Origin of the sequence: Dactylosporangium sp. CA-092794 (assembly GCF_050948465.1) — a bacterium.
In the GTDB taxonomy this organism is placed as follows: domain Bacteria; phylum Actinomycetota; class Actinomycetes; order Mycobacteriales; family Micromonosporaceae; genus Dactylosporangium.
The window spans coordinates 10,687,568-10,700,055 of sequence record NZ_CP192044.1; the positions used below are offsets into that span (position 1 = coordinate 10,687,568).

Annotated in this window: 11 protein-coding genes; 7 read left to right on the forward strand and 4 right to left on the reverse strand. The window is 69.9% G+C overall.

The features are described 5' to 3' along the window. Positions 1–60 precede the first annotated feature (60 nt). Positions 61–3,237 (reverse strand): efflux RND transporter permease subunit, encoded by a 3,177-nt coding sequence (locus tag ACQPXD_RS46100; protein ID WP_432829756.1) that lies wholly within the window; start codon positions 3,235–3,237, stop codon positions 61–63. Between the two features lie 98 nt (positions 3,238–3,335). Between ACQPXD_RS46100 and ACQPXD_RS46105 the strand changes: the two genes are divergently transcribed. Beyond that, positions 3,336–3,926, forward strand: a complete 591-nt coding sequence (locus ACQPXD_RS46105; RefSeq protein WP_432829758.1) for a MarR family winged helix-turn-helix transcriptional regulator — start codon at positions 3,336–3,338, stop codon at positions 3,924–3,926. A gap of 11 nt (positions 3,927–3,937) precedes the next feature. Then, positions 3,938–5,233, forward strand: a complete 1,296-nt coding sequence (locus ACQPXD_RS46110; protein WP_432829760.1) for a cellulase family glycosylhydrolase — start codon at positions 3,938–3,940, stop codon at positions 5,231–5,233. A gap of 19 nt (positions 5,234–5,252) precedes the next feature. Here the strand turns inward: ACQPXD_RS46110 and ACQPXD_RS46115 are convergent, their stop codons facing one another. From ACQPXD_RS46115 to ACQPXD_RS46125, 3 genes are all read right to left on the reverse strand, one after another. Continuing rightward, the gene (locus tag ACQPXD_RS46115; RefSeq protein WP_432829762.1) at positions 5,253–6,287 is read right to left on the reverse strand and encodes a COG1470 family protein; all 1,035 of its coding nucleotides are present in this window, start codon (positions 6,285–6,287) and stop codon (positions 5,253–5,255) included. A gap of 83 nt (positions 6,288–6,370) precedes the next feature. Continuing rightward, complete coding sequence (locus ACQPXD_RS46120; RefSeq protein WP_432829764.1) at positions 6,371–8,326, reverse strand: fibronectin type III domain-containing protein; 1,956 nt, start codon at positions 8,324–8,326, stop codon at positions 6,371–6,373. 101 nt (positions 8,327–8,427) lie between these two features. Further along, positions 8,428–9,621 carry a HupE/UreJ family protein gene (locus ACQPXD_RS46125; RefSeq protein WP_432829766.1) on the reverse strand — a complete coding sequence of 398 codons (1,194 nt, stop codon included), beginning with the start codon at positions 9,619–9,621 and terminating at the stop codon, positions 8,428–8,430. Between the two features lie 159 nt (positions 9,622–9,780). Between ACQPXD_RS46125 and ACQPXD_RS46130 the strand changes: the two genes are divergently transcribed. From ACQPXD_RS46130 to ACQPXD_RS46150, 5 genes are all read left to right on the forward strand, one after another. Next, positions 9,781–10,452: a hypothetical protein gene (locus tag ACQPXD_RS46130; protein ID WP_432829768.1), complete on the forward strand. Its 672-nt coding sequence runs from the start codon at positions 9,781–9,783 to the stop codon at positions 10,450–10,452. An 11-nt stretch (positions 10,453–10,463) separates the two neighbouring features. Further along, a complete protein-coding gene (locus tag ACQPXD_RS46135) occupies positions 10,464–10,745 on the forward strand; it encodes a hypothetical protein (protein WP_432829770.1) in 282 nt (93 codons plus the stop codon). Positions 10,746–10,957: 212 nt separating this feature from the next. Beyond that, on the forward strand, positions 10,958–11,566 hold the full coding sequence (locus ACQPXD_RS46140) for a type IV toxin-antitoxin system AbiEi family antitoxin domain-containing protein (RefSeq protein WP_432829772.1): 609 nt from the start codon (positions 10,958–10,960) through the stop codon (positions 11,564–11,566). Further along, positions 11,563–12,189 (forward strand): nucleotidyl transferase AbiEii/AbiGii toxin family protein, encoded by a 627-nt coding sequence (locus tag ACQPXD_RS46145; RefSeq protein WP_432829774.1) that lies wholly within the window; start codon positions 11,563–11,565, stop codon positions 12,187–12,189. The genes ACQPXD_RS46140 and ACQPXD_RS46145 overlap by 4 nt, the downstream gene beginning before the upstream one ends. Before the next feature lie 23 nt (positions 12,190–12,212). Further along, the gene (locus ACQPXD_RS46150) at positions 12,213–12,473 is read left to right on the forward strand and encodes a hypothetical protein (RefSeq protein ID WP_432829776.1); all 261 of its coding nucleotides are present in this window, start codon (positions 12,213–12,215) and stop codon (positions 12,471–12,473) included. The last annotated feature ends 15 nt before the right edge of the window (positions 12,474–12,488 follow it).

Below are 12,488 nucleotides of genomic sequence, written 5' to 3' on the forward strand. Positions count from 1 at the left end.
GCGGGTGCGACATGACGAGGCGGCCGCCCGGGTGGGCGGCCGCCTCGTGGTAGGCGATGGTTACAGGGATGGAGCGGGCGCCAGCGGGTCGACGCGGTGGCGGCCGTCGGGCTCGCCGCCGTCCGGCTCCGGGGCGGTCAGCGACGAGGCGTGCTTGCCCTCGCGGCGCTGCCGGCGGCGCTCCTTCGTGGTCTCGACCATCGAGTACAGGGTCGGGACCAGCACCAGGGTCAGCAGCGTCGAGGTGACCAGGCCGCCGATGACCACGATCGCGAGCGGCTGCGAGATGAAGCCGCCCTCGCCGGTGAGGCCGACCGCCATGGGCAGCAGGGCGCAGATCGTCGCCACGGCGGTCATGAGGATCGGGCGTAGCCGGCGCCGGCCGCCCTCGACGACCGCCTCGCGCACGCTCATGCCGCGCTCGCGATATTGGTTGATGAGGTCCATCAGGACGATCGCGTTGGTGACCACGATGCCGATGAGCATCAGCACGCCGATCATGGCCGGCAGGCCGAGGGGCGTGTTGGTGGCCAGCAGCAGGATGATCGCGCCGGTGGCCGCGAACGGGATGGAGACCAGCAGGATCAGCGGCTGGGCCAGGCTGCGGAACGTCGCCACCATGATGATGAAGACGATCGCGATCGCGGCCAGCATCGCCAGGCCCAGCTGGCCGAAGGCCTCCGACTGCTGCTGGCTGACGCCGCCGAGGGAGACCGACGCGCCGGCCGGGAGGCTGAGCGCGTCGAGCTGCTGCTGCAGCTTGGTGGAGACCGCGCCGAGGTTGTCGCCGGTCGCCCGGCCGGTGACCGAGGCGCTGCGGTTGCCGTCGATGCGCGTGATGCTCACCGGGCCGGCGCCCTGCGCGACGTCGGCGACCTGGTCGAGGCGCACGAACGGCGGGTTGCCCGGCACCGGGATCGGCAGTGCCTTGAGCTGGTCCAGCGAGGCGGGCGCCGGGCCGGAGCGCAGCACCAGGTCGCGCTGGGCGCCGTCGACGTTGAGCTGGGTGAGCGTCTGGCCGCGGTACGCCGCGGAGACGATCTGGCCCACCGCCGCGTCGGACAGCCCGTACTTCGCCGCCACGTCCCGCTTGACGTGCACGTCGATGCGCGGGTTGCTGGCCGCGAGGTTGCTCTCCACGTCGGCGACGCCGTCGATGCCCTTCATCGCGGCCTCGACCTGGCCGGAGGCCTTGCTGAGGTCGTCGGTGTTGTTGGCCTTGACGATGACCTCGAGCTGGTCGCTGGAGCCGCCGCCACCGCCACCGCCCGCGGTGACCTTCACCGTGCCGAGGCTCGAACCGGCCGCGGAGATCTGCGTGCGCAGCTCGTCGATGACCGTGTCGATCTTCGCGTCGTCCTTGGCGGTCACGGAGAAGTTCGCCGTGTTGACCGACTGGGCGCCGGCGAAGCCGAAGCCGGCCGACGCGCCGATGGTGGCCTGGAAGGTCTCGATGTCGCCGCGCGCGCCGAGCAGGTCCTCGATCTTCTTGGCCGCGGCGTCGGTCGTGGCCAGGCTGGAGCCGACCGGCAGCTCCTGGGAGATGGTGAACTCCTTCTGCCCCGACTGGTCGATGAAGCTGGTCTTCAGCGCGCTGGTCAGGCCCATCGTGACGACGAAGATGACGAGGCCGACCGCGATCGTGATCCAGCGGTGCCCGCGGCTGCCGGTCACCCACTTGATGATCGGCACGTAGGCGCGCTGCAGCGGGCTGCGCCGCTCCTTCTCCAGGGCGCGGGCCTCGATCGCGGCGCGCGCCTCGGCGCTGACCGCCTTCGGCGGGCGCAGGAACCAGTACGCCAGCACCGGCACGACGGTGAGCGCGACGAACAGCGAGGCGACCAGCGCGACGGCGATGGTGATCGCGAACGGGCGGAACAGCTCGCCGGCGAGCCCGCCGACCAGGCCGATGGGCAGGAACACGGCGACGGTGGTCAGCGTCGAGGCGACGACCGCGCCGGTCACCTCCTTCACGCCGGTGAGGATGGCGTCGACCTTGGCCTCGCCGTACTCCAGATGTCGCTTGATGTTCTCGAGCACCACGATCGAGTCGTCCACGACGCGGCCGACGGCGATGGTGAGGGCGCCCAGGGTGAGCAGGTTGAGCGAGTAGTCGCCGACCCACAGGCCGATCAGCGCGACGACCACCGACAGCGGGATCGACACCGCGGTGACCAGCGTCGAGCGCAGCGACACCAGGAACACGAGGATCACGATGACGGCGAAGAGCAGGCCCAGGCCGCCCTCGGTGGACAGGCCCTTGATGGACTTCTCCACCTCCGGCGCCTGGTCGAAGACCGGGGTGAGCTTGGTGTCGCCGCCGAGCTGCGACTGCAGGTCGGTGAGCTTGTCGCGGACCGCGTGGCTGATCTTCACGGCGTTGCCGTCGGGGGACGCGGTGACCGAGATGCCGAGGCTGGGCTTGCCGTCGGTGCGGGTGATCGAGGTGGCGTCGGCGGTCTTGAGCTCGACCGTCGCCACGTCACCGAGCTTGGCGGCCGGCGTGACGTTGAGATTCTTCAGATCGTCGATCGTGGCGAGGGTACCGCCGACCTGCACCGCCAGCGACTTGTCGCCCTCGGTCAGGGTGCCGGCCGGGAAGGACACGCCGTTGGACTTGAGCGCGGCGGTCAGCGTCTGCGCGTTGACCCCGGCCGGGCCGGCCTTGGCCGGGTTGAGGGTGATGAGCACGTTCTGCGTCTCGGCGCCGGTCACCTGGACCTGGCGCACGCCCTCGATGCCCTGCAGCGCCGGCACCACGATCGAGTTGAGCTGCTGCGCGAACGCGATCTGGTCGCCGGAGCGGGACGCGGCCAGCTGCACGGCGGGCAGGTCGTCAGTGGAGCCGGCGATGACCTGCGGCTCGACGCTCGACGGCAACTGCGTGCGGATGCGGGTGATGGCCGTGTTCATCTTGTTGGTGATGTCGTCGATCGAGGAGCCGAACTCGAACGAGACCTGCACCGTCGCCATGCCCTCGCGGCTGGTGGAGGTGATGTCGGTCAGGCCGGGCACACCCTGCAGCGCGCCCTCGATCGGCTTGGTCACCTGCTCCTCGACGATGTCCGGCGAGACGCCCGGGTAGGACGCGACCACGAATGCGGCCGGAAAGTCGATCGACGGGATCAGCTGTTGTTTCAGGGACGGGATGGCGACGGCGCCGAAGCCCAGCACGACGATCGCAATGATCGCGACGAGCCCCCGGTTCGCCAAACTGAGCCGGGCGAGAAACGACATGTCTGGAGTCTTCTTCCGGTCGGCTAAGACAGACGTTAGTTAGCGTGATGCTAACCGTTAGGGTCGCGCAAAATTTGTCCAGGCGGTAAAACCATGCTGTGAAGACTCACAGGGAAGCGCTCCTGGACCGCGTCACGACCGCCGGCGAGCGGATGCGCGCCCTGCTCGCCTACGACCACACCAACCCGATCTTCTCAGTAAACCTCACAATGCAGCAGCTCAAGGTGCTAATGCTGCTCTCCCGGCACGACGGGCTGTCGTCGCAGGAGCTGACCCGGCACCTCGGTGTGACACTGGCCACGCTGTCCGGGATCATCGATCGGATGGTCGCGCAGGGTCATGTCACGCGCACGGAGGACCCGCACGACCGCCGCGTGCGCCGCATCCACCTCTCCCCCGCCGGGCGGGAGTTGCTCGAGGAGATCACCGACAACGGCGCCCGCGCGCAGCGGCGCATGCTCAACCGCCTCGACGACGAGACGCTCGGCATGCTCGCCGTCGTGCTGGAGCGCATGACCGAGGCGGCCATCGCCGAGGCCGCCGAGCAGGGGGTCGACGTGACGGCCATCGACGCCCCGGCGGGCGGCGAGCGCCCCGCTCCCCGCTCCCCGCCCCCTGCCACTGCCGTAGCCGTCGCCGGCCCGCCGGTTCACCCCCGCCGCCGGGTACACCCGCCCGCCCCCGGGTAGCCGCCGCTGCCATGAGGAGCGTGCTGGCCCTGCTCGTAGCCGCCCTGGTCGCCGTCGCGGCCGCCGTCACCGCTCCCCCGGCGCCCGCGCGGGCCGCCGCGCCGGACAACGCGATCCGGGTGCGCGACGGCCGCCTGGTCGAGGCCAACGGCAGCGACCTGGTGCTGCGCGGGGTGAACCACGACGTCATCTGGTACCCGGACAAGAACGGCTCGTTCGCCGCGATCAAGTCGGCCGGGGCCAACGCCGTGCGGGTGCCGCTGGGCATGGGCCACCTGTTCCGCCGTACCACATCGGCAGAGGTGCGCACCATCGTGACGCTGTGCCGGCAGAACCGGCTCGTGTGCATCCTCGACGCGCACGACACCACCGGCTGGGGCCAGGACAAGAAAGCCCTCACCATCGCCGAGGCGGTGAAGTTCTGGATCGGGCTGCGCCCGGAGCTGGCCGGCCAGGAGGACCACATCATCATCAACGTGGCCAACGAGCCGTTCGGCGTCGGCCCGGACTGGCCGTGGGTGCAGCAGACCAGCGACGCGGTGCGCGCGCTGCGGGCCGCCGGCTTCCGGCACGCGCTCATGGTCGACGCGCCCGGCTGGGGCCAGGACGAGGCGTTCGTGATGCGGGACAACGCCGCGAAGGTCCAGGCCGCCGACCCGACCGGCAACACGCTCTTCGACATCCACATGTACGGCGAGTTCGACACCGCCGCCAAGGTGAACTCGTACCTGAGCTCGTTCACCCGCCGCCACCTGCCGATCCTCATCGGCGAGTTCTCCGGCCAGCACGAGTGGGGCGACCCGGACGAGGACGCCATCATGGCCTACGCCGAGGCGCACGACGTCGGCTACTTCGGCTGGTCGTGGAGCGGCAACGAGAAGGAGTACAGCTACCTCGACCTCGTGCAGAACTTCGACCCCACCAGCCGCACGGCCTGGGGCAACCGGTTCCTGACCGGCCCCAACGGCATCTCGACCGACACCCGCGAGGCAACGGTCTTCCGCAACGACACCGCCGCGACGACGGTCACCGGCCGGGGCACGCCGCAGCAGGTCCGGGTCACCGACGTCACGTCCGACAGCGCGCGGCTGACCTGGAAGCGCGGCGCCAGCGGCACGACCTACGTGGTGGTGGCGGTCAACGGCGCGAGCGAGACCCGGCTGCTGACCACCGCCCGCGGGGACGTGACGCTGCGCGGGCTGCACGGCTCCACGGAGTACACCTTCGCGGTCTACTCCCGCGGCCTGCTGGGCACCCGGTCGCCGCGCTCGGCGCCCGTCTACGCGGTGACCCCGCCCGCCGCCTGACCCCGCAGGCCCCCGGTGCTCAGCTGGTCTTCGCCTTCTCGTCGCTGAGCGCCTTTTCCACGGCCGCCCGCACGCGCTCCGCCTCGCGCGCCTTGCCCCGGGCGCGCAGCCGGCGCAGCAGCAGCACGCCGACGACGACCAGCGCGATCACCACGACCACGAGCAGCAGCCACAGCCACGGCAGGGCCCAGACGCTCGCCTCGGCCCGCACCTCCTTGAGCGACGTGGTGGAGCCGGACTCGTCGGTGAGCTTCGGGGTGATCGTCGTGGTCGCGGTGAGCCGGCCCGCGCTGTCGACGCCGTGCACCGGCACGGTGACCTTCCAGCGCTCGCCGGGCAGCAGCTCCGGCGGGGTCGGCACCTGGGCGGCGTCGGCGCGCAGCCAGCCGAACGGCCCGGCGATCGACACCTGCTGATCGCCCGAGAGGATCGCGTTTCCCGTGTTGTGGATGGTGTACGTCACGGTCGCGTCGCTGCCGGCGTGGTCCAGGTGGAGATCCTCGATCGCCAGGGCCGGCTTGAGGTCGCCGCCGACCCGCAGCTTGATCTTGATGCCGAGGCGCCGCTCGACGTTGATCGTCTGCGTCGCGTCGGGCGCGGTCAGCGAGGTGACGATGCCGCCGGCGTAGTCGCCGGGCGTCGCGTTCTTGGGCACGTCGAGGGTGAACGGGACGTCGACGGTCTGCCCGGGCGGCACCGCGACCGTCGCGTTCTCCGCGTGCAGCCAGGCGCCGATGCCGACCGACTTCTTGTCCTTGGTGAGCAGGTCGAGCTGGCCGGTGCCGGTGGTGTAGCCGTCGCCGGCGTAAACGGCCAGGGTGAGCGGGTCCTTGCCGCGGTTGGCGACGACCATCGCGTCCTTGATCTGGCCGCCGGGGTTGACGGCGTAGCTGTAGCTCGAGCGGTCGGCGCCGTAGCTGTTCGAGGCCGTCCGGACCGTCCAGGTCACCTCGCCCTCGTATGCCAGGGCCCGGCCGGCGCCCGGGCCGGCGACCGCGACGGCCGCGGCCAGCGCCACGACGGCGGAGTGGACGAATGTCTTCCGGAGCTGCATCTGGAGTCCTCTGATTGTCTGCGCGGAACGCCGGCGGGGCCGGGGCCCGAAGGCCCCCGCCCCGCCGGATGGAGCGGGTTCGATCAGCTGCTCAACGCGGTGATCGTAAGGGTGGCGCGGTAACCGCCCTTGGCGACGTCGCCCGGAATCTTCAGCTCCAGGTCGGCGCCGAGCCGGGCGTTGCCCTTCGGGTGACCCTGCTCGGCGAAGCCGAGACCGCGGGACACCGACAGGCCCTGACCCTGGTCGTCGTAGCCGGACGGCACCGCCGGGCTCGCCTCGGCACCGGCACCGTCCTGCAGGACGCGCGGCGTCCAGCCCAGGTAGCTCCCCGAGAACGTCTTGTCGGCGTCCTTGAAGTCGCTCACGCTGGCCGAGATCGCCCACGGCGCGCGGGAACGGCGGCTGTCCGCCACGACGATCGGGTTGATGCGCCCGCTCGCCTGGAAGTAGTCGCCGTTGTGGTCCTCGGCGGTGCCGAGGTCCACCAGGCCGTTGTAGCCGTCGATGGTCCAGCCGAACTCACCCGGGGCCGGCGTCGGCACACTGACCTGGAGGGCCTGGCCGGTGCCGTTGTACGGGTGGATCGTCACCTTGTCGACGATGGAGCCGACCGGCTGGTCCTGCGTGGTGTTGTTGCACCACGCGACCCGGCCGAGCTCGACCGCCGCGTTCGGCGCCGCGCAGGTGCCGCTGCGCACGTTCTGCACGACAAGCTTGTCGCTGCGCACCTGCACCTTGACGTAGGAGCGCACGTGCTCCTGGTTCTGGACCGAGTTGTACCAGTAGTTGCTCGGGTTCAGCGGGTCGGCGCCGTTGCCGGCACCACTGGTACCGCTGTTGTCCGGAGCGGTGATGTCGTAGTACTTCGAGCCCGAGGCGGAGTTGCCCGTCACGTAGATGACGCCGCCGGGACCCGGGAACACGTCGGCGGCGCCGGGCTGCTCGTCCGGGTTCGCCTTCTGGCCGTTCTTGATCTCGTAGCTGCGGGAGTAGCTGTGGTCGTGGCCCTGCAGCACCACGTCGACGCCCAGGTTGGAGAAGGTCGTCGGGAAGTCCACCCGGCGAACCTTGTTGTCCCCGTCCTTGGCGTGGTCGGCCGGCGAGTAGATCGAGTGGTGGTAGACGAGCACCGTCCACTTGGCCTCGGCGCCGTGCTGGTTGATGACGTCGGTGACGTAGGCGATGTGCGCCGGGTCGCCGCCGCCACCCGAGGTGGTGGTGTAGCTGTTGCTGTTCAGGTCGATGAACAGGACATCCTTGTAGATGTACCAGTAGTCACCGCCCGAGGTGTTGGACGCCGGCTGGCCGTTGGCGTAGAGCGGGGCCGACCGGTCCGTGTTCGGGGTGAACAGGTGCTGCTCGTAGGCCTTGCCGCCGACGTCGTGGTTACCGATCGTCGCCGCCCACGGGTACTGCCGGAGCTTGTCCGGGGCGAGGAACGCGGTCCACTGGGCCTCGGTGTTGGCCGTCTCGACCTGGTCGCCGCCCGACACCAGCAGCTCGGCGTTGGGGTTGGCCGCGAGCGAGACGTCGAGGGTGTCCTGCCAGCCGGCCTGGTCCTTGGCGACGTCGCCGGACGAACCGATCTGCGGGTCGCCGTAGAACAGGAAGTCGTAGTCTCCCTCGAAGGACTGGGTCTTGAAGGAGTACGCCGGCGACCAGTTCCCGTCGGTGCCGACCCGGTAGGAGTAGGTGGTCTGCTCCTGCAGGCCGGTCAGAGTCGCGTGGCGGTTGAACCCGCCACTGGTGGCGATGTTCGCCCCGCCGATGGCCGCGAAGGTGGCCGCCGACGCCGGAAAGTCGCCGTTGACCAACGCGGCGGTGGGGGCGAGCTGGACCTTCTGGGCGGTGTCGGCCGACGAGTACCAGGTCACGATGCGCTGGGTCTCGTTCGCGCCGACGCCGAGGATGATGCCCGAGAGCGTGGCCGGGTCCTCGGCGGCGGCCGGGGTGGCCAGCCCACTACCGAGGGCCACGGCCAGGCCCACGAACGCCGCGGTGGCCGCTGCGGCCACGCGGGAGGTGCGGAGATTCATCGGCTTTTTCCTTTTTCCGATGGAGTTACTTGTGAAGCTCGATCACGCTTTCGCCGCTCGGTGACGCAAGCGTGAATTCGGCCTGTCGGCCAGTTGCACTCTCAGGACCCGGTGATCCTTTGCACGAACCAGATCAGCCCCATTACGGACACTCCGGCCGCAAGCGTTCCGGTGGTCCACAGCCCGGCCCGCGGCGAGCGGCGGCGCAGCAGGATCAGCAGCGGGAAAACGATGGCGATAATCGTCAGCTGAACGATCTCGATACCGACGTTGAACACCAAAAGGGACCACAGCAGCGTCCACGACCAGGCGGCCTCGATGCCGAGCGCACCGGCGAAACCCAGCCCGTGCACGAGGCCGAAGCAGAACACGACGCCCAGCCGCACCCAGCCGGCGCGGTCCAGTCCTTCGGTTTTGAGCTCGCCGGCACCCGCGCCGCTGCGCCAGATCCGCCACAGGTGCCAGGCGGCCACCACCGCGATCGACAGCGCGATGATCGGCTCCACCACCCGCGCCGGCACGTCGACCAGCCCCAGCGCGGCCAGCATGAACGTCACCGAATGGGCCAGCGTGAAGCTGGTCGCGGCGAGCACGATCTCGCGCACGCGGCGCGACCCGGCGATCAGCGCGAGCAAAAAGAGAATATGGTCGATGCCGGTCAGCAAATGCTCCGCGCCGAGCCGGAAGAACTCCCAGAACCGGTCGTACCACGCCTGGGAAGTGGTGAACGACGGGTGCTGGTCGTCGAGCGCGGCGCTGCCCTGCCGGCCGTCGATGTCATACGTGACGATCGTCTTGGTGCCTTTGATGTACCCCTCACTCGCGGGGAACAGCCCGGCCCGCACCTCGTGGGCGTCGGCCTCGCCCGGGCAGGCCCAGTCCAGCAGCAGCGTCGTGTACGGCACGCCCTCCCGCTCGCCCATCGTGAAGCCGCCCACCCGGCTCGGCGCGCAGGCCCGGCCGTCGGCGGCGACCGTGAACCGCTCGGTGACGTAGCGCACCGCCGTCTCCGCGTGCGCGTCGAGCGCCGCCGCCTCCGCGCCGGCGTCGCGGTCGTCGAACGCCGTGGTGCCGGCCTGGAACAGCGGGTCGTCGTGCCCGGCGTCGGCCGCCGAGACGACGAAGAGGTCGTACTCCAGCTCGAGCTTCGTCCGCACACCACCGCCGTCACTCTTGGTGACGTCGATGTACACGGTGGAGGTGAACCCGTGGGCGGACGCCGCCCGCGGAACCAGCAGGAGGCCGAGCACCGCGGCCGCGACCGCGGTGATGGTGACGGCGATGGTCCGCGACATGCTGCTCCTTCGTTCGGCCCCAGCACGTTGCACGGCATTGGTGAACGCGAGCCGCCCCGCCGACGAACCGCTCAAGAACAACTTTCCGTTGCGGTACCCGGGGCGGCGTTCGCGGGCGCAAGATGCAATGCCGGTACCCCCTGTGAGAGGACGATCGCCTTGCGCTCCACGCTTCGGGCCGTCTTGGCGCTGGCCACGGCGGCCGCGCTGGCCAGCGGCTGCGGCCCCGCCGGCGACGACTGGTCACAGCCGCGCCCGGCGCCCACCGCGATGGGGAGCGTCGGCCCCGGCTTCGTCGACCCCGGGTCCTCCCCGACCCCGGAGGGGACGATCACGCCGGCGCCCGGCTCGTGGAACGGCGTGCATCCCGGCTCCGGCTACCGGGTGGTGCTGCTCACCGCGGGCACCGACGACCCGACCAGGGCCTTGGTCAAGGCGGTCCAGGACTGGGCCGCGGCGGAGCGGGTGGACCTGCGGACGGTGACCGCCCCCGCAAACGATCTGGTCTCCGGGATCACCGAGGCCATCGACCTGCACCCGGACCTGATCGTGAGCGCCGGCAACACCTTGGTCGACCCGCTAGCCGTGGTGACGGCCAGCCATCTGTCGCAGCAGTTCCTGGTGGTCGGCGCCGAACTGGCCGAACCCACCGCGAACGTCACGGCGGCCGACTGGTCCGGCGCCTCGTACCGCGGCGAGGGCCTGGGCATGTCCTCGACCTACGACGCCGCGTCCTTCACCCCGCAACGCTGCGAGGCCGCCATCCGCGCCGGCGCCGCCGCCGTGCTGACCGGCTGGACCGGCATCGTCCTCTGGCTCGACAAGGTGTAACCACGCGACTGGTGCTGCGGTATCGCAAGGCCGCCACCTACGGCTTCCACGTGCTGCTCGGTGCGCTCGAGGAGCACGACACGGCCACGTCGTACGAGGTGGTCTTCACGGAAACGGCCGAGGCGACGATCGCCGAGATCCAGGCCGGGCTGCGCCGGTCTCGTCGCGTGCTGGTGCTGTGGTCGTTCTACTCCCCGACGCCGAGGCCCTCGCCACGGAACTGGCGACAATCAAGGCGGTCGGAACCTTCGACGGGGAAGTATCCTCGGACGCCGGGCTATGGCGCGCGGTGACGGTAGCGCGACGGCTGCCCCGCCGGGGGCAGGTGGACAGGGCTCAAGATCGGGGTCGTGCCCGCTGGCAGCGACTGCTGCGTGGGTGCGACATGGGTGGCATACAGCCCGGCCAGGTCGATAGGGCCTGGCATGTCGGAGCGGGCGTGATGACGGTCCCACTGTCGGGGAAACTAGCTACAGGTTGCCCATGGGTGTGTAGAATTCCCTCCGTGGAGGCTCGGCGTGATTCTCGAAGCGAAATGATCCTCCTCGCGCTTCCCTCCACGTTCACGTACTCGGAGGCGCGCCGTAGCGGGTTGTCCGAGTACCGGCTGTATCGGCTGAGGGACGAGGGTGTCATCGAGGTCATCGGTCGTGGGCTGTTCCGTCGTACGGATGCGGACGCTCCTGTCGATATTGATCTGTTGACCGTCGCGCGGCGGGCGCCCATGGCCACGCTGTGCCTGACCAGCGCGTTGGCCCGTCATGGACTGACCGACGAGATTCCCACGACGATCGACGTGGCTCTTCCGCGAGGCGCGCACCGCCCAACCGTTCCTGCGCCCGTGACCTGGCATCTCTTTGATCCCGACACGTTCGGGATCGGACGGACCACCGTACCACTGGATGAACAGACATCTATAGGTCTCTATGATGCGCAGCGGAGCATCATCGACGCGGCCCGGCTGCGTCACCGTGAGGGCTCCGAGCTGGTCTACGGTGCGCTACGACGCTGGCTGCGGCGGCATGGGTCGTCGCCGTCGGAGTTGCTCGCGATGGCCCGCCAGTTCCCGCAGGCCGAACGGACGCTGCGTGAGGCATTGGAAATCTTGCTGTGAGTGATCGGCCAACCCGTGATACCGCCACCGCAGAGATCATCCGTGATCAGGACGAGTACAGCGGCGTCCGAGTCACGCTCACCGGTCGGCTGGCGGCGGCACAGCTGACGTTCCACGTCGACATCAACGTCGGAGATCCGATCTGGCCGGCACCCCAGCCGGTGACGCTGCCTCGCCTGCTTGACGGGACCATCCGGGTCGTCGGCTATCCGCTCGCCATGGTGCACGCCGAGAAACTGGTCACCGCGGTCCAACGCGGCGCGGCGCACACGCGTTGGCGCGACTTCGTGGACATCTACACCCTTTCGCGCCGTCACGACGTCGACGGGGACGAACTGACATCCGCGACAACGCAGGTTGCCGAACACCGCGGAGCGCGACTGACCCCACTGGGGGAGGCGCTGGGCGACTACGCGACGCAGTCCCAGCGGCGCTGGGCGACATGGCTTCGTAAGCAGCGTCTTGAGGACCAGTTCCCGCAGGAGTTCGACCTGCTCCTCACAGCGATCCGCGGGTTTGCTGATCCAGTGCTCCTGGGGGAAGCAACCGGTCGGACCTGGGACGCAGCGTGCCTCGGATGGGTACCGGCACCACCGCCTGCCGTCGCTGGTGCTCGTGGGTGAAGCCGTCACTGGCAAGATTGCGGATGAGCAGTCCCGACCTGGTCCTGATCCTGCGGACCTATGGCTTCCACGTGCTGCTCGCCGCGCTGGAGGAGCACGAGTCCTCGACGGCGTACGAGGCGATCTTCGCGGAGTCGGCGGCGGCCACGGTCGAGGCGATCCGCGCGGCCGAGGCGGCGAAGGTGTTGGTCCTGTGGTCGTTCTATTCGCCGGACGCGGCCGCGCTCGCCGGCATCAAGCAGGCCGCCCCAGGCGCGGCCCACGTTGCCGGCGTCGACCCCTGAATGATCGACTGGTTG